Annotated in this window: 19 protein-coding genes, 1 pseudogene and 1 riboswitch; of the genes and pseudogenes, 6 read left to right on the forward strand and 14 right to left on the reverse strand. The window is 32.8% G+C overall.

The features are described from left to right. Positions 1 to 21: 21 nt before the first annotated feature. From ACKX2A_RS06410 to ACKX2A_RS06420, 3 genes and pseudogenes are all read right to left on the reverse strand, one after another. A pseudogene (locus ACKX2A_RS06410) lies at positions 22 to 1,081 on the reverse strand (glucosaminidase domain-containing protein). A 66-nt stretch (positions 1,082 to 1,147) separates the two neighbouring features. After that, on the reverse strand, positions 1,148 to 2,056 hold the full coding sequence (locus tag ACKX2A_RS06415) for a 1-aminocyclopropane-1-carboxylate deaminase/D-cysteine desulfhydrase (protein ID WP_415328444.1): 909 nt from the start codon (positions 2,054 to 2,056) through the stop codon (positions 1,148 to 1,150). A gap of 228 nt (positions 2,057 to 2,284) precedes the next feature. After that, positions 2,285 to 2,611 (reverse strand): hypothetical protein, encoded by a 327-nt coding sequence (locus tag ACKX2A_RS06420; RefSeq protein WP_415328445.1) that lies wholly within the window; start codon positions 2,609 to 2,611, stop codon positions 2,285 to 2,287. Positions 2,612 to 2,651: 40 nt separating this feature from the next. On the opposite strand from ACKX2A_RS06420, the gene ACKX2A_RS06425 reads away from it, so the two are divergent. Both ACKX2A_RS06425 and ACKX2A_RS06430 read left to right on the forward strand, forming a co-directional pair. Further along, positions 2,652 to 2,834, forward strand: coding sequence for a DUF5522 domain-containing protein (locus ACKX2A_RS06425; protein WP_029294953.1), 183 nt, complete (start codon positions 2,652 to 2,654; stop codon positions 2,832 to 2,834). 1 nt (position 2,835) lies between these two features. After that, positions 2,836 to 3,363 carry a DUF4136 domain-containing protein gene (locus ACKX2A_RS06430; protein ID WP_415328448.1) on the forward strand — a complete coding sequence of 176 codons (528 nt, stop codon included), beginning with the start codon at positions 2,836 to 2,838 and terminating at the stop codon, positions 3,361 to 3,363. An 80-nt stretch (positions 3,364 to 3,443) separates the two neighbouring features. Here the strand turns inward: ACKX2A_RS06430 and ACKX2A_RS06435 are convergent, their stop codons facing one another. After that, complete coding sequence (locus tag ACKX2A_RS06435) at positions 3,444 to 3,761, reverse strand: hypothetical protein (protein WP_415328450.1); 318 nt, start codon at positions 3,759 to 3,761, stop codon at positions 3,444 to 3,446. Between the two features lie 124 nt (positions 3,762 to 3,885). Then, entirely contained in the window at positions 3,886 to 4,695 is an 810-nt protein-coding gene (locus ACKX2A_RS06440; protein ID WP_415328455.1) for a T9SS type A sorting domain-containing protein, read from the reverse strand. A gap of 365 nt (positions 4,696 to 5,060) precedes the next feature. Here ACKX2A_RS06440 and ACKX2A_RS06445 point away from each other — a divergent pair, with 365 nt between their 5' ends. Beyond that, positions 5,061 to 6,842: an endonuclease gene (locus tag ACKX2A_RS06445; RefSeq protein ID WP_415328458.1), complete on the forward strand. Its 1,782-nt coding sequence runs from the start codon at positions 5,061 to 5,063 to the stop codon at positions 6,840 to 6,842. A 174-nt stretch (positions 6,843 to 7,016) separates the two neighbouring features. Here ACKX2A_RS06445 and ACKX2A_RS06450 read toward each other — a convergent pair whose 3' ends face one another. From ACKX2A_RS06450 to namA, 4 genes are all read right to left on the reverse strand, one after another. Then, positions 7,017 to 8,042 (reverse strand): NAD(P)-dependent alcohol dehydrogenase, encoded by a 1,026-nt coding sequence (locus ACKX2A_RS06450; protein WP_415328460.1) that lies wholly within the window; start codon positions 8,040 to 8,042, stop codon positions 7,017 to 7,019. A gap of 150 nt (positions 8,043 to 8,192) precedes the next feature. Then, positions 8,193 to 8,516 carry a CCC motif membrane protein gene (locus tag ACKX2A_RS06455; protein WP_415328462.1) on the reverse strand — a complete coding sequence of 108 codons (324 nt, stop codon included), beginning with the start codon at positions 8,514 to 8,516 and terminating at the stop codon, positions 8,193 to 8,195. A gap of 30 nt (positions 8,517 to 8,546) precedes the next feature. Then, complete coding sequence (locus ACKX2A_RS06460) at positions 8,547 to 8,837, reverse strand: DUF2752 domain-containing protein (RefSeq protein ID WP_415328464.1); 291 nt, start codon at positions 8,835 to 8,837, stop codon at positions 8,547 to 8,549. A 37-nt stretch (positions 8,838 to 8,874) separates the two neighbouring features. Continuing rightward, complete coding sequence (gene namA, locus ACKX2A_RS06465; RefSeq protein WP_415328466.1) at positions 8,875 to 9,927, reverse strand: NADPH dehydrogenase NamA; 1,053 nt, start codon at positions 9,925 to 9,927, stop codon at positions 8,875 to 8,877. Positions 9,928 to 10,029: 102 nt separating this feature from the next. Between namA and cdd the strand changes: the two genes are divergently transcribed. The 3 genes from cdd (at position 10,030) to ACKX2A_RS06480 (ending at position 13,848) form a co-directional block, all read left to right on the forward strand. After that, positions 10,030 to 10,512 carry a cytidine deaminase gene (cdd, locus tag ACKX2A_RS06470; protein WP_415328468.1) on the forward strand — a complete coding sequence of 161 codons (483 nt, stop codon included), beginning with the start codon at positions 10,030 to 10,032 and terminating at the stop codon, positions 10,510 to 10,512. A gap of 249 nt (positions 10,513 to 10,761) precedes the next feature. Beyond that, positions 10,762 to 10,939: riboswitch (cobalamin riboswitch) on the forward strand. 32 nt (positions 10,940 to 10,971) lie between these two features. Beyond that, complete coding sequence (locus ACKX2A_RS06475; protein ID WP_415328470.1) at positions 10,972 to 12,798, forward strand: TonB-dependent receptor plug domain-containing protein; 1,827 nt, start codon at positions 10,972 to 10,974, stop codon at positions 12,796 to 12,798. A 12-nt stretch (positions 12,799 to 12,810) separates the two neighbouring features. Then, positions 12,811 to 13,848 (forward strand): YncE family protein, encoded by a 1,038-nt coding sequence (locus tag ACKX2A_RS06480; protein WP_415328471.1) that lies wholly within the window; start codon positions 12,811 to 12,813, stop codon positions 13,846 to 13,848. Between the two features lie 98 nt (positions 13,849 to 13,946). Here the strand turns inward: ACKX2A_RS06480 and ACKX2A_RS06485 are convergent, their stop codons facing one another. The 5 genes from ACKX2A_RS06485 to ACKX2A_RS06505 all read right to left on the reverse strand — a co-directional run bounded on the left by ACKX2A_RS06485 (position 13,947) and on the right by ACKX2A_RS06505 (position 20,563). Continuing rightward, positions 13,947 to 16,292, reverse strand: coding sequence for a hypothetical protein (locus tag ACKX2A_RS06485; RefSeq protein ID WP_415328473.1), 2,346 nt, complete (start codon positions 16,290 to 16,292; stop codon positions 13,947 to 13,949). After that, a complete protein-coding gene (locus tag ACKX2A_RS06490; RefSeq protein ID WP_415328474.1) occupies positions 16,252 to 17,289 on the reverse strand; it encodes a hypothetical protein in 1,038 nt (345 codons plus the stop codon). Before ACKX2A_RS06490 ends, ACKX2A_RS06485 begins: the two co-directional genes overlap by 41 nt. Before the next feature lie 181 nt (positions 17,290 to 17,470). Further along, positions 17,471 to 18,892 (reverse strand): CCA tRNA nucleotidyltransferase, encoded by a 1,422-nt coding sequence (locus ACKX2A_RS06495; RefSeq protein ID WP_415328475.1) that lies wholly within the window; start codon positions 18,890 to 18,892, stop codon positions 17,471 to 17,473. A 178-nt stretch (positions 18,893 to 19,070) separates the two neighbouring features. Next, positions 19,071 to 19,619 (reverse strand): L-threonylcarbamoyladenylate synthase, encoded by a 549-nt coding sequence (locus ACKX2A_RS06500; protein ID WP_415328477.1) that lies wholly within the window; start codon positions 19,617 to 19,619, stop codon positions 19,071 to 19,073. Positions 19,620 to 19,630: 11 nt separating this feature from the next. Then, a complete protein-coding gene (locus ACKX2A_RS06505) occupies positions 19,631 to 20,563 on the reverse strand; it encodes a hypothetical protein (protein WP_415328479.1) in 933 nt (310 codons plus the stop codon). Positions 20,564 to 20,606: the final 43 nt, after the last annotated feature.

Genomic DNA, 20,606 nt, shown 5'->3' on the forward strand with positions numbered 1-20,606 from the left:
TATCAGCAAGTAACTATTTATTTAGTTTCTAGGTTTTTTATCAATTAAATAAATCAATTGTCCGGCAGAAGGTTTTTGGCCTTCATCCATTCTGTTTTTTGCGTATAATTTATTTAATTTAATTCCGAATTTCTGAGCGATATCATGCATATCCTCGCCAGACTCGGCTTTATAAGTTGGTGTATTTCCTTCGGAATTTTTAGATTCTAGGAAGATAATTTCGTTTTTCTTTAAAACATCGTTATCCAGTTCGTTCCATTTCATCAATCTGCTTTCGCTTATTTTGAATTTTTTTAGCAATAAACTGAACATTTGTATCTTCAGGAATGATGATATATTTTAAACCATCATTTGGATGACTTTTAATTAAAATTGAATTAAGAATTTCCGCTTTTGTCTTAATTCTTTCTACTCTTTTCTGTTGTTGAGCGTAAGAAGTTTGCTTATAAGGAACTTCAACCGTTACAGGATCTTTTGCCTTTTTGATATACTTTTCAGGTTCCATTTGTGCCATGAAAGCTCTGTCGTCCTTCAAATCCGGATACATTTTCAAAACTGCATATAATACTTCTTTTGAACTTGTATTGTCGAATTCATATAATTTATATCTCTCAATTTTACCAATAAGGATCGAAGCGTAACGCGGGTTTGTGGCGTATCCTGCCTTTTTCAATCCGGTTGCCCACGCTTTGTAATCTTTCATGTCTAAATTAAAAAGATTCGCGTAATATTTTCTTGTTGACAAGAAAATAGAATGGTCTTCATAAGATTGTCTAGGATCGTCATACACACGGAAACACTCGTTGGGAGCGTCGTCGGTATGCTTCATTGTTTTTCCAGTCCAGTCTTCTTTACACTTAATTCCAAAATGATTTTTGCCCTCCAGAGCCAATCGGCTTTGTCCGCCTCCTGTTTCCAAAAGTCCTTGTGCAAGAGTGATAGAAGCCGGAATTTTGTATTTTTCCATCTCTTCTACCGCATATTTTGCAAATTTTTGGATGTATTGGTCTTCAGTTGCCCAAGATTGAGCTGAGAATTTTGATAAAACTAAAAGGCTTACGAATATGAAAAGTCTTTTCATCTTATAATTTTTATTGTTTTAAAATGAAAGATGGAACACTTAATGTTTCATGTTTTCATTTTTTACTTATATAATTAAATTTCTATTCTGTTTTTCTAAAAGCAAATTTGCTCCCTCAATTCCTTGCAATCCACCTGTGTGAAAGCACAAAATTTTGCTGTCTTCAGGAAAATAATCTTCATCTATTAGCTCAAAAACCCTCTGCATCATCTTTCCTGTATAAATCGGTTCTAAAGGAATCTCATATCTCTCTTTAAAATCATTGATAAAACGGATATTTTCATCTTTTATTTTACCATAACCTCCAAAACCTGAATCTATTAGATTAAAATTTTTCCTGAAAGTTAATTCAAAGATTTTATTCTCAAGAGAATCATCATCAACCGCCTTAAATCCTATAACCCTCTGATTTTCTTCACAATATTTTGAAATCCCTGCAATGGTTCCTCCGGTTCCAACTGCGGTGCAAAGATAATCAAAATCTTTTGTTTCGTCATTCAGCATCATTTTTACGCCTGCAACGGCTTCTTCATTGGTTCCGCCTTCAGGAACGATGAGCGCTTCAGGAAATTCTGTCTGCAAAAATTCGGTTAATTTTTCCTTGTGGCGATATTCTTCACGTGTGACGAACTGTAAATTCATCCCGTTTCTTTTGGCAAAAATCAAAGTCGGGTTATCACGCCATTTATTCTTTAATTCTTCTCCACGAATAATTCCGAGTGTTGGAATTTGAGCTAAATTTCCGACAGCTGAAACGGCAGAAATATGATTTGAAAATGCTCCTCCAAAAGTAATGATATAAGGTTTTTCATGATTTTTTGTTAAATAATTATTAACGTTAAAAAATAGCTTCCAATATTTGTTTCCTGAAATTTGAGGATGAATTAAATCTTCTCTTTTAATGAAAAGCTTTACTTTTTTGTTGATAGGAATTTCCTGAATCGGGACTTTTTGTGTTGGAAGTTGTAGTAGCATTTTTTAGCTTAAATCATGTTTTGCAAAATTAGTGTTTTTTGTGTTTGAATTGTGTGACGTTTGTCATTCAAAACAAAGAGAAAGTGTGGTGAAGAATCTATTTTATAGCTCTTAATAGATTTCTCCTACGTCAAAAATGACTCTCTACCACTAATTTTACGAATTTATACTAATGATGATGGATACAAAGTTCAAAACTCATAACTTACAACTTATAATTTATAACCGCTAAAGGTATTTCCTAAAATTCCAGAATTTTCTTTCTTTAAGATAATTTAAATTGGATTCGTTGGCGTAGGCTTCTCTTTCGAAGGAGATTCTTCTGTACGCAGAGTCGGTATTTTTCAGCTTAAAAACCCAGTAATAATACTCGATAACGTAGAAAATATAGAAGAAAATAATAAGCATTTCCAATTGTTGTCTCAAGTGTATTTTTTCGTGATTAATTAATACATTATTTTCCTTATCTTCGAGTCTCCTAATGAAGATAAAGGGAAAAAGAGCAATACCATTAATTTTAAGTTTTTTTAATGGCTTTTGGCATACAATTATCATGATAACAAATATAAAGTTTTTTGACTTAGAGATTTAACTTATGGCACTTTTTGACATCAAAGAAGGTGAAGACTTTTACTACAACGAGCAAGGGTATAAGGTTTTTACGGAGAAATTTCATCTGAAAAGAGGACATTGCTGTAAAAGTGGTTGTAGACATTGTCCTTATGGATACGATAAAAAGACCGATACATTCATTAAAAACGATAAAAAAAATAAATAAAATGAAAAAATATATTTTTATTTTGTTAGCTGCGGCTACGCTGGGTTTAACATCTTGTAGTCCTTTCCAGGTACGTTCTGATTATGCTGATACGGCAAACTTCACGTCTTATAAAACTTATAAAATAAGAATCGACGATCTGAAATTGAATGATATTGATAAAGACAGAGTTTTGAATGAATTGTCGAGACAGCTTCAAAGCAAAGGTCTTCAGTCCGGAGAAAATCCTGATTTGATCGTAAACTTAAAAGCAAACCACAAAAAAATTACCGACATTACCAACAATTCTCCTTATGGAATGTACGGTTGGGGCGGTCCTTTTGGTTGGGGTGTCGGAATGAGCAGAACCTGGACAAGCAACTATAATGAAGGAGCTATTATTGTAGATCTAGTTGATGCGAAATCAAACAAATTGGTTTGGCAGGGAATCGGAAGCGGAATTTCTGTTGATTCTCCAAAGGCAAAGCAAAGACAAATTCCTGAAATCATGGCGGAGATTATGAAAAATTATCCTCCACAAAGAAAATAATCGATATTAAAATCAATCAAATATATAAAAGTCAATGCTTAATTTGCATTGACTTTTTTTGTTTTTAATTTTGTTTTTAATTAATGATGTCTGATTCCTTTTTGATGATATTCAACATTTTTCGGCTGAGAATCATAATTTTGCGGTACTGAATCAAATTTAAAATTTGTCTTCGTATTTATGTTTTCATTGCTTTCAGGTGTTTTAAAGTGGACTTGTTTTCCATTTTTAAAAACTTTTCCATCAGCGGTAAAATACATTTCATTTTCCTGATATGTATTCCCATCTTCAGCAGTAAAAGTTCGTAATTTACTGTCCTTGCTTTTTATTTTTCGGCTTAGATAAATTAAGGTTCCTCCTGTTATTAAAGCCAGAGCGATTTTTATTTTGTGATTCATAACGGTGATTTTATTAAGTAAGACAAAATATCTGCCAAAGCAATTTCAAAATTCACAAAACATTCAAAAAAGAAAGACTGTCAATATAAATCGACAGCCTTCTCAGTTTAATTTTTTTTAAAGATTAGTTTTTGATTGATTTGAAAGACTTTACCGTTTCGTTTCTGAAATGTAAATTCACGAAATACACTCCTTTTTGTAAATCATTTAATTCTAAAATAGCGGTTGGTTTTTCAATAGTTTTTACTACACGACCAACTGCATCATTAATTGTAATCGATTTCACATCTTTGATATCGGAAATTTTTAAAGTCTCGTTAAACGGATTGGGATAAATACTCACTCCAAAAGAAATATCATTTTCGTTTGTTGCCAAATTTGGAATCGGTTCCCAAACTACATCGTCCCAATAATGTCCCGCGAAAGAAGTTCCCGGATTACGAATCGCCAATCTCATTCCGTCCGGAACAGTTGTAGGAACCGTAAAAGTTCTTTGTGAAGCAGCATCGTTGTAACTGGTATTATTGATGTTAATTCCTTGAAGAACCACAAAAGTTTCAGGAATATTATCTTTAATATAACCAAATTCAAGATAACCGGCAGAATTGGCTTTCATTTTCACTTTCAACTGGTGAGTCCCTGCATTGATGTTTGAAATAGGAGGCATCACAACGATAGAAATTTTTCCCGTTCCATAACCGTTTTGATAAATCTGGCTCGTTCCTGAAGCAGGCGAAGTCGAGGAAATAATCTGGCTTGCACCATTCAGTAAAACACTGTCCCAACAGGTCGGCACAACGCCCATTGCACAACAAGAGTATGCATCAAAATTCTCGGAAAAACTGCTGACTTCATTACACTGAGCATTCACAGAAATTCCACCCAAAATCCCCAAAAGAGGAAGACAAATTTTAAAAGATAAATTTTTAATCATTCTAAATAAAAATAATAAATACAAAATTAGTTCTTTTTATGTTTAATTTTAATTTAAAATTTCATGACTTTTATCAATTAAATGAAACTTAATCTTTGATTTAAAATTGATTAATGTAAATATTATTTATTATGAATTGAAATATTGAATTTTATTTAAACACAAATTACACACAAATGGGCTCTAATTTTCTTTTATGTTTATAAAATCAATTTAGCAAATTTGAACATACGATTACGGAGATTCATGAAAAGAATTTACTGCAATTTATGTTTAAACTAAAAATTCATCGCATAATTAAAATTAACAATTTCGTAATTTTCTATTCATAAATTTATAGTAATCTTATGATCTTAAATATTAGCATGAAAAAACTATTACCACTTCTGGCTTTTGTTTCGGTTCTAACAAATGCCCAAGCTCCTTCGGGTTATTATAACTCAGCAAATGGATTGTCAGGTCCTTCATTAAAGACGGCTTTAAGTACAATTATTACAAATGGTCATCAGGACAAAGGCTATAATGCACTTTGGAACGGCTATAAAACAACCGACATCGACAAAAATTATGAAAATGACGGTTCTATTTTAGATATTTATTCTGAAAATCCTATAGGAGCCGATTCATACAACTTTACTCCAGGATCAGGTCAATGCGGAACTTATTCCGTAGAAGGAGATTGCTACAACCGAGAACATATTATTCCTCAAAGCTTGTTTAATCAGGCTTCACCAATGGTTTCCGACATACATTTCATCAGAGCTACCGACGGAAAAGTGAATGGAATACGTTCAAATTATCCTTTTGGAAAAGTAGGAACCACTACATTTACTTCAAACAATGGTTCAAAACTTGGAAATAGTATTTCATCAGGATATTCGGGAGTTGTTTTTGAGCCCATTGATGAATTTAAAGGAGATGTTGCCCGTATGATTTTTTATTTTGTAACACGTTATCAAAGTAAACTTTCCACATTCATTTCAGGAGATATGCTGGGTAACTCTACCTTTCCGGGATTACAAACTTGGGAACTGTATGTTCTTTTGGCTTGGCATAATCAGGATCCTGTTTCTCAAGCAGAAATTAACAGAAATAATGCATCTTATTTTTATCAGGGGAACAGAAACCCTTTTATTGATAATCCAAATTATGCCAATCTTATATGGTCTTCAGATACACAGGCACCAACCACTGTTACGGGTCTGGCTGTTACAGGCACTACATCAAGCAGTATTTCTCTTACCTGGAATCCTTCTACAGATAATGTAGGAGTTACTTCATATGCTGTTTACATGAACGGAAGTCTGAAAACAACAGTAAGCACAACTTCTACAACCATCACAGGATTAAGCGCTTCTACCACTTATCCTTTCTATATTGTAGCAAAAGACGCTGTAGGAAATTCTTCTCAAAACAGCTCAACAGTATCGGGAACTACGAATGCGATCGTGGTGAACCCAACAAATTGTGCCAATGAGACATTTGAAAATATTCCGGCAGTAGCGACTACTTACTTAACAAGAACATGGACGAATAATGGAATTACATGGACGGCAACAGATGCAAGAACGGATCAAACCATCAATTCAAGAGCAATTACAATAAGAGACGGAGCATTAACTTCAAGCAGCACAGCAAACGGAATCGGTGCATTGACGGTATCGACGCAAATGAAATTTTCCGGTACAAACGGAACTTTTAATGTGAAAGTAAACGGAACGACCGTTGGAACAATTCCTTATAACACCAATGTTACAACAACTACACTCAATAATATCAATATTTCAGGAAACGTAATTGTAACTTTAGAAAATAATTCTTCAACAAACAGAGTTTCTATTGATGATTTGAGCTGGACTTGTTATTCGGGAACTTCGCGACAGATTCAAAATACATCTTCTGAATTAAATTTAAATCAAAATACTATACAGATTTCACCTAACCCGATTTCAAACAACGAAATTTTTGTAAAAGGTGAAACTCAAAATATTAAAAAAGCTGAGATTTATAATCTTCAAGGGAAAGTTGTTCAGACAATTGATCAACCTTTTAAAAACAGTAGAAATTCAATTAAAATTAAAAATCTTGGACAGGGATTTTATATTTTAAAACTGGATAATTCTGTATTGAATTTTATAGTGAACTAGTGAAGTTTGGATGATGGGTTAATTGAAGCTAGAGGTTTAATTCCTTAGCGGATATCTTTACCTGTTATTTTTTTAACTTAAATGAAAATCCTTCTCTCACATGAAAGAAGGATTTTTTGTTTTAGATCTATTTGACAATATTTAATATTTCTAAAAATTTTTATCAAAAAAAATTTAAGGAACCAAAACCGCTCTACCTTTTATCTTACCTTGTCGCATTCTTTCGTACACTTCATTGGCTTCATCCAAGCTGTGCTTTTCAATTTCAATGTGGATTTTCTTTTGTCTTGCCAAGCCTACAACCTCCATCAATTCAGTTCTCGATCCCCAATAAGGATTCGTCATGCTCACTCCGAAAGGAAGCCCGCTCATGTTGTATTGATAATGCCCGCCACCTAATCCGACGATCGTTAAATCTCCATCAAGGCTCACAATTTTAGTTCCTAATTCGATGGTTGAAGTTGCGCCCACAAAATCAAGAACGACTTTTGCTTTTTTTATCCCTGTAATTTTCTGAATTTGTTCGGCTGCATCGGCATCTTTAGAATTAACGGTAAAAGCTGCACCCAATTCCTTTGCAAATGCCAACTTGTCCTCGGTAACATCACAAGCAATAATCGTAGCACCGCTGATTTCTTTTAGAATCTGCAAAGCAACGTGACCAAGACCTCCAACTCCGATTACGACAACAAATTCATCTGCCATTAATTTATGTAGTGAACGTTTTATCGCTGAATATGGAGTCAAAGCTGCATCTGTCAATGGAGCTGCAACTACCGGGTCAAGATCGAAAATGGGAACCAAAAGTCGGGATGAAGGAACCAACATATATTCTGCCATTCCGCCATTTAATCCCAATCCGCCTCCATACGCCATTTCCGACTGATGATCGCAATAATTTTCTTTTGACTGCTGACAAGGCTTGCAATGACCACATCCCCACGGTCCGTAAACCAAAACTGCATCTCCTTTTTTATAACCTGTCACATTTTCGCCAACTTCTTCGATCCAGCCTGCATTTTCATGGCCCAACGTAAAAACATTTCCTCCAACCGTACCTTCATCAATAATGTGCAAATCTGAATGACAAACTCCTGCTCCACCAATCTTTAACAAAACTTCTTCTCCTTTTGGTTTTGGTTTTTCCAAATCATTCACAACACGGACATCTTTATGTCCAAAAAAACGTACTGCTTTCATAAAATTAATTTTGAAAATTTATATTTCAATTTAGTTATAATCTAACAGTTGTTAGTTTTTATTTATGTTAAATCTATCATAAAGTTTCATTATGAAGCAATAAAAAAGACCGCTGTAATTGCGGTCTTGATTTTTATTATTTTTTAAGGATTATCCTCTTCCCATTTTCGAAAGCTCCTGCATTTGCTCCATGTAACCAGACCAACCCACAGTTGCGAGCATAAAGATAAAGTAAAGAATCTGAAGCCCCCCTAAACAAAGACCAATAATACATAAAATACGTCCTGTATTCAAGTTATTGAAATCTGAATATCCACCAGGATTTGCATCATAAAGTAATTTATCTTTCTTGTATTTGCTAAGACCAATCAGTCCGCAGATAATCCCGATCAAACCAGTACAGCAGCAAGTTCCTACCACCGAAATAATTCCTAAAATAAGCACCGTCTGTGCGTTTGGCAATTTTTGTTCCATAGTTTTAATTTTTATAAGTGTTTGTTGTTTTTAATGATTCATAAAATAATGTTTATAAAAGTAAGAAACCACCATGATTACGGCATTTAGACCAGCCAAAACAATCAGTAAATTTCCGTAATTTCTTTTCTTATCTACAAAATTGAGAAAAACCGTTGCGAAAAAAAGCAACAAGGTATAAACAGCAGGAAACATATGAAAAGCATCCCCAAACCTACCTTCAAAAACCATGACAATAGCTCTCTGTGTACCACAGCCAAAACACTCTATTCCAAAGAGTTTCTTGATTGGACAGGGTAACATGAAGTCTTCTATTTTCATTTTAAATATATGTTTTTGGCTCTCAAATATATAAAAATTATGAAGAAATCTTAGCTCTTAAATACTGATGTGGAAAAAAACAATCTTCGTTCATTTCAAATGAACCCTGAACTGCAATGTATGGATTTCTTAAAATTTCTCTTGCTATAAAAATTAAATCAGCATCACCTTTTTGTAAAATTTCTTCCGCGTGAGACACTTTTTTAATTAAACCAACTGCTCCTGTTTCAATTCCCGCTTCATTTCTTACCTGTGAAGCAAGTGGAACCTGATAACCATCAAATAAAGGAATTTTTACTCCATGAATATTTCCACCACTTGAAACATCTACCAAATCTACATTGTGCTCTTTTAATATTTTAGCTAAAGCAACACTATCTTCAATTTCCCAGCCGTTCTCGGCATATTCAGTTCCTGAAATTCTTACAAATAAAGCTACGTTTTCGTTTAATTCTTCATTTACAGCATCTACGATTTCCAGTAAAAACCTGATTCTGTTTTCAAAACTTCCACCATATTCATCTGTTCTTATATTGGAAAGCGGAGATAAAAACTGATGAACCAAATATCCATGTGCTCCATGAATTTCAATAACATCGAAACCTGCTTTCACAGCTCTTTTTGCTGCTTCTTTAAAATTTTGAATTTGTTCTTTAATTTCATCAGCCGTTAAAACATGAGGAATTCTTTCCGTCGGATGATAAGGAATCGGACTTGGAGCAACCGTTTCCCAACCTTCTTCAATCGGAATTTGAAGATTATTCCAAGTAGAACCTTTTCTTCCGGCGTGAGCCAGTTGAATTCCAATCTTACTATCGGAATTTTTATGTACAAATTCTACTATTTTTTGAAGTTTTTCTGCCTGTTCGTCATTCCAGATTCCCATACAATGGTTGGTGATTCTTCCGCGAGGTTCCACACCGGTTGCTTCAACGATCAGCAAACCTGTTCCGCCTTGAGAACGACTTCCGTAATGAACAAAATGAAAATCGTTAGCAAGACCGTTTTCGCTAGAATACATACACATTGGAGACATTACCCAACGGTTTTTCAACTCAATATTTCTAAATTTGATTGGAGTGTATAACATTTTTGTTGTGAATATTTTTAAGTTAAAATTTGAAGAATGAGATATAATTGCCCACCTCATTAAAAAGAAGTAAATTTATCCCCTTTTTTGATTCCACAATATATGAAAAAAGAAACTCAAATCAGTTACGAATATTTTAAGAATAGCGCTGAACTGAACGATATAGAAAGAGAATTATTCGAAAGAGCAAAACAGGCTCGCGAAAATGCATATGCTCCTTATTCCAACTTTTGGGTAGGTTGCGCGGTGCTACTTGAAAATGGTGAAATATATTCCGGAAACAATCAGGAAAATGCGGCTTATCCCTCCGGACTTTGTGCTGAAAGAACCGCTCTTTTCTGGATTGCTGCCAATTTCCCGAATGTAAAAATTAAAAAGATCTTCGTTGTGGGAGGTCCGAAAGAATTTCATGAGAAAAATCCGCCAATTCCGCCTTGTGGAGCTTGCAGACAAAGTTTAATGGAGTACGAAACTAAACAAAACGAAAACATTGATCTCTATTTTTCGAGTATGAACGAAGAAGTAGTAAAAGTTAACGCGATTAAGGATTTGCTTCCTTTTTATTTTGATGCTACGTTTTTGTAATATTTATTTTAAATACAAGTTATAATAATTTTTATTTGGAGCTTTTTCCTGCTTTCCGTTGCAATCTTTTTTTCAAAAAGGATTTTCACTGCAATCAGGGCTAGGAAAATGCGACCGCTGAAAATGCGAATGGTAAATGGTCAATTTTTAGTGAATTTTAAAAATTAACAATAAAATTGATTGACTTTTATGAAGTAAAATTTACCTCATCCATCTTTTTCTTGTTTTTGCATTTCCGACGAATAAGTTTATCTTTGCAAAAATTTTGGTTTCCAATCATTTGGAATGAAAAGGGAATTGGGCGAAAATCCCAAACTGTCCCCGCAACTGTAGATCGCAAGCAAAATTTCTACAAAAAACCACTGTGCAAACGGGAAGGTGTAGAAAAGCGAAAGTCAGGAGACCTGCCAAGATTATCAATTATAAAAAAAATAGCTTTCGGAGGAAAAGTGAAATAGAATGGATATAAAAAGATCTTTAATACTGCTTTTTTCGTCTTATAATTGTTTTCTTTTCGGACAGGAGAAAACAATTGATACGGTTTATGTTTTTGACAGCCAAATGAATAAAGTAAAACTTTTTCATAAAGTCAATACCATAACGCCAAAAGATATTGAGAAAAATTCCACCAATCTTTCCGAACTTTTGCGTTTTCAATCTCAGATTTACATTAAAGAAAATGGTCGTGGTGCTGTTTCTTCACCTTCTTTTAGAGGGACGAGTGCGGGACACACAGCTTTCGTCTGGAACGGAATCAACATCAATTCCAATTTTCTGGGACAGGGAGACATCAATAATATTCCGCTTTTTGGATATGATGAACTTGAGGTAAAAGCCGGTGGCGGAAGCGTACAATACGGAAGTTCAGCAATCGGTGGGAGTATTCACCTTAATAATAATCTTGATTTTAATAAAGGTTTAAAGGCTTCACTTTATTCGGAAGTGGGTTCTTTTGATACCTATAATAATTTTTTGAAAGCTTCTTTTAGCAATGAAAAATTCAGCTTTAAGGTTTCGGGGAATTATTTTATCAGTCAAAATCAATATGAAGTTCCGGAAAAGGAATACGTCAACTGGAACGGAAGATATTACAATACTTCAATCAACATTGGAGCTTCTTACAAAATTGCACCTCATCAGACGATTTCATGGCAAAACCAAATTTTCGATGGTTCGCAATACTACCCTGTTTTTACAGAAAACGGAAATAAAACCAAATATAAATCTCAAACTTTAAGAAGTTTATTGGCTTGGGATATTAATAAAAGTAACTTTTCCAATAGCTTAAAAGCTGCTTATACAGAAGATAATTTTCAATATTTTGGAGATATTAATAAACCTAAAGAAAGCGGTGCGGAAGGGAAAAATTATATTTTCAGAAATGATTTCAATTATTTCATCACTCCGAAAATCAATGTAAATGTTATTGGAGAATTTCAGGTAAATAAAGGATTGGGTTATCAATCCGGAATCGAAGACATCAGTCGAAACATGGGTTCTGTAGCTGGTTTGGTGAGATATTTCGCAACAAAAAACCTTCGTTTTGAAGCCGGTGCAAAGAAAGATTTTGTTGAAAGTCTTACTTCTCCGTTTTTATATTCTTTTTCAGGAAAATGGAATCCTTTAAAATGGTACAATGTCGGCGCAAGTTTTTCTCGAAACTTCAAAATTCCTTCTTTTAATGATCTTTATTGGCAACCGGGAGGAAATCTGAATCTTGTTCCGGAAACATCCAACAATATCGACATGGACCATGAATTTAGCTTTGGAAATTTTAAAGTGACTTTAAGTCCGTATTACATGGATGTTAAAAATTATATTAATTGGCTTCCAACTCAATATGGTTATTGGTCGGCTTTTAACACATATAAAGTTGAAATTTACGGGCTGGATTCTCAGATTACTTATCATAAAACTTTTGGGAAGCATAGTATTAAATTAAATGCAGGTTACACTTACTCAAAATCCATTAATAAAGAAACGGGCAATCAGATGGTTTACGTCCCGATTCATAAAGCCAACGGAAATATCAATTACAGCTACAAATTCCTGAATGTTTACGCTCAGGGACTTTTCAATGGATTAACCTACACCACAACTGACGAAAAAAGAGCGGATGCGATTGATCCTTATTTTGTTTTAAATACAGGAATTTCGGCAACACTTTTAAAGAAATACACTTTAGGATTTAAAATAAACAACATTACAAACACTGTCTACCAAACGGTTTCTTACTATCCTTTACCGAAAAGAAACTACAGTGTTTACGCAAACATTAATTTTTAAAATTAAAATATTATGAAACTAACTAGACTTTTAACGCTTGTTTTTGCATTTGCATTGCTTTTCAATATTGCTTGTACTGATGACAATAATGCAACTAATGATATGTACTACGGAGGCGGGGTTTTACTTTCTAATGAAGGGAATTTTGGTAAGCCAAATGCCGATGTAACTTTCGTAAGTTCAGATTTAAACACTAAGCAAGACAATATTTTTTCAGCTAATAATGGCTCTAACTTGGGAGATGTATTACAAACAATCGGTTTTAGCGGTGAAAATGCTTATCTTTTATTAAATAATTCAAACAAAATTCAAGTTGTAAATCGCTACAATTTCAAAAAAGTTGGAGAAATCACAGCTCAACTGAATTCTCCTCGTTACATCGCTTTTGCTAATAACAATATTTATGTAACGAATGATAAATATAATGGAGATAAATATGTAAGTGTTTACAAAGCTTCTGATTTATCTTTCGTTAAAAAAATCACTTTCACAGATAATGCGGAAAGAATTGTGGCAGCCGGAAATTATGTTTTTGTTCAAAATGCATCTTTTGGTTTCGGAAACAAGATTTCTTACATCTCTACTTCAACCAACGAAGTTCAGAATACGATCACTTTACCTAGTGGAAACATCAACAAAATGATTGCAAACAATCAATCAGTTTATGCAATTGCTGCAGGTACTACAGATTCTTACATTTATCAAATTTCAAACACAGGAAGCATCACAAAAACATATACTTTAACAGGTATCACAGATGCTACGAATCTTGAAATCGAAAACGGGAAAATATATTTTACTTCTGGTCTTAAAGTTTACACAATGGATGTAACGGCTACAACCGCTCCTACTACTCCATTATTTACTGTTGCAAACAGTGTTGATCCTTATTCTAATTTATATGGATTCAGTGTTGTAAACGGTAGAATTTATACTTCAGATGCGAATGGATTTACGGAAGATAGTAAAATCAGCGTATATTCAACAACAGGATCTTTACTTAAGACTTTTACAGCAGGAAAAGGTACTAACGGCGCTTACTGGAACTAATAAATTTACACTTCGGTGTTTATATAAATTTTATTTTTTTTTCATCATTTGTGTTTTTTTTCCGGACGGTTTTTTAAACTGTCCGGATTTTTTTGTCTTTAACTTTCTCTTCTTACTTTAAAATATGAAATGAAAGAATCACAATTGCTCATCATATCATTGTATTGACGAGGATATTCTTCTTTCAGTCTTCGGTAATATGTATTAAGAGAATCATCGGGAAACTGTCCTGTTTTCTCTCTTTCAAACTCAAGTCTGTTATTTTCACATCTTCCCTGCATTCTCAGACATAACGCTTTAAATTTATCTGTTTTTGCATTTTCCAGCGCTCTACCATAATAGAATTTTGCCAGATTAGATGAATTAAACTCTTCATTATCTTCACGAATGGAAAAATTACTGTATGAACTGAGAAAATACCTCTTCATCATCCAGACATTGCCATATTGAGCCATATTGTAATAACAGTTACCTATCAAAAAGTAATAGTAATCACGGTCTTTTTCGTTTGGATTGTTGGCTCTTTTAATATATTCAATCAGTTTTTGCACAATCGTAATTTTGTTTACTCTGAATTCTTCTTTTTCAGGGACAAAATCGGGAGTGTATTTTAACTGATAAAAAGGATTGTCATCAAAAATAACAGTACTATGATCGTATGTGTATTTACCATTTTTTTCCCAAAGAGAATACTGAATATCATAATAATCTTCACCCAATTTCTGAAATGTATTTAACGCCGACTTGAGCTTATTTTGTCTTAAATATTTTGTTCCCAATAAATCATACAAAGCATTAACCGCTGTTTTTTTCATTGTGAAATTTTGAGAAAATAAATCAGTTTTCCCGTCTAAACTTTGAACTTTCTTTATGAAACTTAAAACCTGTTCAGACGTATAAACGGCATCCAGATAATTAAAATAATTCCAGTAATAATCTTCGTAAGTGTACTTATTATCTTTTAAAGATTTGAAATAAATATAATTATAATTCATATAATCATTTTCCAATCTCTCTTCGTCTAATGAAGCATATAAAAGAGCTGCATCATCGGTATTTCCAAGATATTCAAGTTCTCTTCCGAGCGCAAAAATGAAACGTTTGTCATTTTTATTTTTAAGAATAATATCTTTTGTGACTTCAGGTATAATCGCTTTTCCATATTGTTGATTGGCAAAAAGATTCAATACTTTAATCTGCTCCAGATTAGTCCGAATTTCTGAATCTTGCGGTAAAGACTTTTCAAGTTTTGAAATCTGCTCCAGACTGCCTTTATAATCTTTTATCATGGATAATAACTCCGCTTTTGCAAACTTCCAGAAATCAGGATTCTGAACTTTAGATAAATCCACAGAATTAACAAACTCCAACATTTCAGCGGCATATTTTCGATCAGATTCCGACCTTTTCAAAACCTGCTGAGCCGGTTCGTTCTCCATATTTCTACCCAATGCATATTCTTCGCTGCTAATAGAAGGGTAAAACAAAGTATAATACGGCGTATAAATCCAGTCTTCAAGTTTGGAAACTTCTCTTGAAAGTAAAAAACCCAGTCCTTCAGAATTTTTATTTTCAGTGTAAATTTTCTTTAAATTCTCAAGATTTTTCCCCGAGTTGTACAGTCCGTAAATCACTAAAACATTTGCTCTTTGCATCCCGTTTTTAGCATAATGTAAAACTTCTTTTTCAGATAATTTTGATGAAAAATATTGCCATGAAACGAAACGTTTTTCAGGACATTTTGCAAAAACTTCCGCAAAATAAAGATTTTGAAGCGCAGGATTTTTTTCTTCAATTGCCTTAAAATACAATGCCCAGACATCAATAATATCATCAGATCTATCTACTTTAAAATATTGAGTGTAAATTTGGTTAACAATATTCATATCTCCATTATAGAAAGCCATACGAATCGCAAGAAATGCATACCTTTTCTTAATTTCAGCCTTTTTTGATTGATAAGCCAAGGTCGACGCTTTTTTTACCAATGCGCTTCTATTAACTTTTACATTTTGGGTATTTCTTTCCCAGGGATCATCCTGCCAGGTATTAAAATATTCGCAGTTTTTGGCAAATTTCAAGTAATTAACAGCCTCAACATCATTCGTTTTATATAAATATTGAAGAAAAATATTAGAATGATTCGGGTTAATATCTGAAAAAGTATAATTGAAAAGTACATTTGCTATATCATCAATGGTAACTTTATTTTTACAGTACTTTCTCCAAAGTTCTTCATTCTGATTATCAAAAATTCTACTTTCCGGATTGTAATATTCGTCTCCAAAACTTAAAGACGAATAATAAAAAGATTTGTATTTCTGATAAGAAAAGTAATCAGGATTTAGAAATGAAATCCGTACATCTTCGCCGTAAGGATAAAAACCACATGCCAAAAGAACATTACCTAGTAAAATCGCTATAAAAATGACTAATTTCTGCATCTGTGTAATTTTTTAATTGGTTTTCATCCAAATGGAAAAGTGTTACTGTAATTTCTTTATCAAGCTTTACATTTTTCTTGATCATTGCAATCGCCTGATCGACCTGAGAAGTTGTTATTTCTTCATATTTTATTTTGTCACCCGCTCTCAGATAATACCTGTAATCAATAGTTGTATCTTTTGTCACTTCATACCAAAGCGGTTTTATCTCCTTCATCATACTTTTCAGTTCGTTCCCATTGTACAGAACTCCGGCAAATTTATTGTTTTGATAAATCTGCATCCAAGAATACAAGGGAAGCGCAACATCCATGTGAAGAGGATATTTTTTTCCTAAGTTCAAATAACTTTTTAGTTCATTCAGATCCAAAATCGAATTTTTAGAATCGTCTTCCAAGGGATTAATGAGATTATAGCACATTAATGTGACCTTATCAACCGGCGGAACTCCCATTTTATCAGGATATTTGTACGGATATAATCTCAATGTACATGAAATTGTTTTCCGAGTAAGAGGTTTTAATTTTTTAAGGAAATAAAAATATTTGTCTTTTGTAGAAGCAGTCCAGTCACAATCTATCTGTATCTCAGAAACTTTTACAGAATCAAATTTTTCATTCGAATATTTATTAATGAGAAAATTTACATTGTCAGCCAATTTATCCAAATCTCCATCAGAACTTTTCCGGAAAACAATATTCTTAATGTAAACCGTCGGAACAACCTCATAATTTATAGGTTTCTCTTTGTCGCAATAAGATGAAGACAGACTTGCATCACTTTTGGAAATAGGATAATTTCCCATCGCTTCGCTGTAGTCTACTTCAAAATATTTAATGTAAAGCTTTTTTACATTCTGATCTTTAATAATCTGATTTTCTTTCTCGGATATTCCGTAAGTCTTCCAGTAATAAAAAGCATTTTCTACCTTTTCCACTTTATTTTCGCACGATAAGAAAATAAAAAGCAACGGCAGAAACAACAGTATTTTTTTCACCAATTAATTTTTAAAATTCGACAAATTTGAGTTTATATTTTTCAAACAAGTATAGCAAAATTCATGCAAATTTTAAGATTTAATTAACAAAAATTTAAGATTTTATTATAAGTTGTATTTTAATCATAAAAAAGCAACGGATAGAAATCCATTGCTTTTTTATTTATTTTAAATTTAAGTTTTAAGCTAAAGTTAAACCCAATTTTTCTGCTTCCGTGATCACAAAATTTCTAGCTTCTTCACTATTATTTCCAATCTCGCCTTCCAAAATGGCTTCTTTTACTTTTTCTTTCAAAATTCCGATTTCACGTCCTGGTTTTAGATTAAACATTTCCATAATTTCTTCACCGGAAATCGGCGGCTGGAAATTTCTTACCTGATCTTTTTCTTCAACTTCTTTTATTTTTACAGCAACATATTCAAAATTCTTCTTGAATTTTTCCTGTTTTTTGGAATTTTTCGTTGTGATATCGGCTTTACAAAGCGTGAAAAGAGCTTCTAAATCTTCTCCAGCATCAAAAAGCAACCTTCTTAAAGCAGAATCCGAAGCATCATCCGTGATCAAAGCAATTGGACGTGATGATAACTTCACCATCTTCTGAACATATTTCATATCTGGCCCTAGAGGCAATTTCAATCTTTGGAATAATGACTTTACCATTTTCGAACCTAAAAATTCATGTCCATGGAACGTCCATCCTGTACCCTCAACGAATTTTTTTGTCGGAGCTTTTCCGATATCGTGTAGTAAAGCCGACCAACGGAGCCACAGATTATCTGTATTTTCAGAAATATTATCAACAACTTCCAACGTGTGATAGAAATTGTCTTTATGGGTTTGTCCTTCAACTTCTTCTACACCTTTTAGATCAATTAATTCAGGAATAATTAATTTCATTAAACCTGTCTGTTCCATTAATTTTAAACCAATCGAAGGCTTTTTCGAAAGCATTATTTTATTGAATTCAACCATAATTCTTTCCATCGAAACAATCTTGATTCTTTCTGCTTCCTGTTTAATCGCTTCCAAAGAATTTTCTTCAATCTGAAACTGCAATGTCGAAGCAAAACGAATCGCCCTCATCATTCTCAAAGGATCATCGGAATACGTTTGAGCAGGTTCCAAAGGTGTTCTCAAAATACCTTTTTCCAAATCATCAATTCCGTTAAATGGATCGATCAATTCTCCAAAATTATCTTTGTTTAAAGAAATCGCCATCGCATTCACCGTGAAATCTCTTCTTTTTTGATCATCTTCAATTGTTCCACCTTCCACTTCTGGTTTTCGGCTGTCTTCGGTATAACTTTCCTTTCTTGCACCGACAAATTCGAGTTCAAGATCTTTATATTTAATCATCGCCGTTCCGTAGGTTTTAAAAACAGAAACCTTCATTTTCGGATCGATTTCTTTTCCTACATTTTGTGCCAGTTCAATTCCGCTTTGTTCAGTAACAAAATCAATATCCGTTGAAGCTTTTCTTTTCATCAGCAAATCCCTTACATAGCCGCCAACAATATAAACAGACTGATTATTTCTGGCTGCAACATCAGAAATTATTTTGAAAAGTTTAAGATTTTTATTTTGATTTAAATTGATGAACATTTTTTTATAGATGTTAAATATTAGATGCTAGATATTAGACTTACAACTATATGTTTTATAATTGTTAACTTATATCTAATGTAAAACCACTAAGAAATCAGATTTTAAGTTTAAAAAATTAAATTTCCGACTTCTTAATGGTTAAATGGTTTTGCAAAGATAATTAAAATCTTTTCTTTTACTCGCGAAGAACTTTTATTCTGTTATCGCTCCAGATTTTGATCACCGAAGAACCGGAATATTTTGAAACCGCTTCCCTGTTCTCTTCCACAGCATAATCTACCAAATCGATCATTTCAGGGGAAATATCCGAGAATTTCAACGGACTTTTTTCTCCACTGAAATTTGCGGAAGTTGAAACCAATGGCTTATTTAATTTTGTAATTAATTTTTTACAAAAATCATTTTTTACCAAACGAATTCCTATACTTCCGTCTTCTGCCAATAATTCTTTTGGTAAATCTCTTGGGTTTTCGTAAACGATCGTAACCGGTTTTTCACTCAAATCGATGATTTCCCAAGCCATTTCTGGAACGTCCACCAAATCCTGTAACCTCTTTTCAGATTCCACCAAAATGATCATGGATTTGTTTTTCTCACGTTTTTTGATGTCAAATATTTTGTTGACTGCTTCTATATTTGTGGCATCACAACCAATTCCCCAGATTGTGTCTGTAGGATATAAAATTGTTCCGCCTGATTTTAGTATTTCTATGATATTTTCCATAATAAATAAAATTAATCTTTAAAAAAGAATAAACTAAAATAGCTTCTTTTCCTGTTTGTTTCGATTTTTTTCAAACTCAATAATCTTTTTAAATCATTTCGAATAATATGTTGAGATATTAAAACGGGTACATTCAGTCTTGAAGCATCCTTGATTAAAGTATACAAAATAGATTGATCTTTAAAAAAAATCATCGTTGTTGTTTCATGATTCCCAAAACTAAAGCTATCTGTTGGTTCATTAAGAAAAATACAATTATTTGAAATTTTAGAAATTCTATAATTATATTTTTTTCCATATTCAAGAATTCTTCTTTTTGCTTCTTCCTTATGAATATTGAATTTGATTTCCTTTAAATTCTTTTCTGTGAATTTGCAATAAAGTCCATATAATCCAAAGAGAAATGAGCAGATATAAAAAAAATATTCAAAATCACTGTTTGCAGATGGTTTAATATCTTTTAAACCGAAAATTGCAGGAAGCATGAAACTAAGAAACATAAAATAATTTGTAAAAGTATCTAATCTATCAAACCAACCTTCTTCACAAATTAGTTTTCTTGTTTCAATACTTTTTTCAATATCTAAATTCTTTAAACTACGCATTTTTTTCTCTGTAATTTTCAAATAAACTGAAGAAAACGTTACAAATAAAATTGAAGCCAGCCATAAAAAATATCCGATTTCTAAGCTTTGAATTTCTGCTGTTCTTCCACTTTCCGAAACTAAAATCTGATGCCACAAAATAAAAGAACTCGAAACAAGTAACGCAATTAATCCTAATAAAAAAGAAATTAAATACTTTCTCCAAAAAACAAATAAAATAGCAAGAAAAAACCAGCAATTTGCTGTCCAAACAAAAAATTCAAAAATACCACCTCCCAGAAAGCTTATAACTCCCATAAGAGCAACTGCATACGATTGAAAATTAGTTATTTTCCCCATATCTTCAACCTTGAAAGCATCAAAGAAAAGAGAAGCTATAAAA

The organism is Chryseobacterium sp. MMS23-Vi53 (assembly GCF_047651245.1).
In the GTDB taxonomy this organism is placed as follows: Bacteria; Bacteroidota; Bacteroidia; order Flavobacteriales; family Weeksellaceae; genus Chryseobacterium.

Excerpts from the sequence above, each read along its gene's own strand:
- ACKX2A_RS06415 (WP_415328444.1), bottom strand. The coding sequence starts at position 2,056 with ATGCTACTACAACTTCCAACACAAAAAGTCCCGATTCAGGAAATTCCT.
- ACKX2A_RS06420 (WP_415328445.1), bottom strand. The coding sequence starts at position 2,611 with ATGATAATTGTATGCCAAAAGCCATTAAAAAAACTTAAAATTAATGGT.
- ACKX2A_RS06425 (WP_029294953.1), top strand. The coding sequence starts at position 2,652 with ATGGCACTTTTTGACATCAAAGAAGGTGAAGACTTTTACTACAACGAG.
- ACKX2A_RS06430 (WP_415328448.1), top strand. The coding sequence starts at position 2,836 with ATGAAAAAATATATTTTTATTTTGTTAGCTGCGGCTACGCTGGGTTTA.
- ACKX2A_RS06435 (WP_415328450.1), bottom strand. The coding sequence starts at position 3,761 with ATGAATCACAAAATAAAAATCGCTCTGGCTTTAATAACAGGAGGAACC.
- ACKX2A_RS06440 (WP_415328455.1), bottom strand. The coding sequence starts at position 4,695 with ATGATTAAAAATTTATCTTTTAAAATTTGTCTTCCTCTTTTGGGGATT.
- ACKX2A_RS06445 (WP_415328458.1), top strand. The coding sequence starts at position 5,061 with ATGAAAAAACTATTACCACTTCTGGCTTTTGTTTCGGTTCTAACAAAT.
- ACKX2A_RS06450 (WP_415328460.1), bottom strand. The coding sequence starts at position 8,042 with ATGAAAGCAGTACGTTTTTTTGGACATAAAGATGTCCGTGTTGTGAAT.
- ACKX2A_RS06455 (WP_415328462.1), bottom strand. The coding sequence starts at position 8,516 with ATGGAACAAAAATTGCCAAACGCACAGACGGTGCTTATTTTAGGAATT.
- ACKX2A_RS06460 (WP_415328464.1), bottom strand. The coding sequence starts at position 8,837 with ATGAAAATAGAAGACTTCATGTTACCCTGTCCAATCAAGAAACTCTTT.
- namA (WP_415328466.1), bottom strand. The coding sequence starts at position 9,927 with ATGTTATACACTCCAATCAAATTTAGAAATATTGAGTTGAAAAACCGT.
- cdd (WP_415328468.1), top strand. The coding sequence starts at position 10,030 with ATGAAAAAAGAAACTCAAATCAGTTACGAATATTTTAAGAATAGCGCT.
- ACKX2A_RS06475 (WP_415328470.1), top strand. The coding sequence starts at position 10,972 with ATGGATATAAAAAGATCTTTAATACTGCTTTTTTCGTCTTATAATTGT.
- ACKX2A_RS06480 (WP_415328471.1), top strand. The coding sequence starts at position 12,811 with ATGAAACTAACTAGACTTTTAACGCTTGTTTTTGCATTTGCATTGCTT.
- ACKX2A_RS06485 (WP_415328473.1), bottom strand. The coding sequence starts at position 16,292 with ATGCAGAAATTAGTCATTTTTATAGCGATTTTACTAGGTAATGTTCTT.
- ACKX2A_RS06495 (WP_415328475.1), bottom strand. The coding sequence starts at position 18,892 with ATGTTCATCAATTTAAATCAAAATAAAAATCTTAAACTTTTCAAAATA.
- ACKX2A_RS06500 (WP_415328477.1), bottom strand. The coding sequence starts at position 19,619 with ATGGAAAATATCATAGAAATACTAAAATCAGGCGGAACAATTTTATAT.
- ACKX2A_RS06505 (WP_415328479.1), bottom strand. The coding sequence starts at position 20,563 with ATGGGGAAAATAACTAATTTTCAATCGTATGCAGTTGCTCTTATGGGA.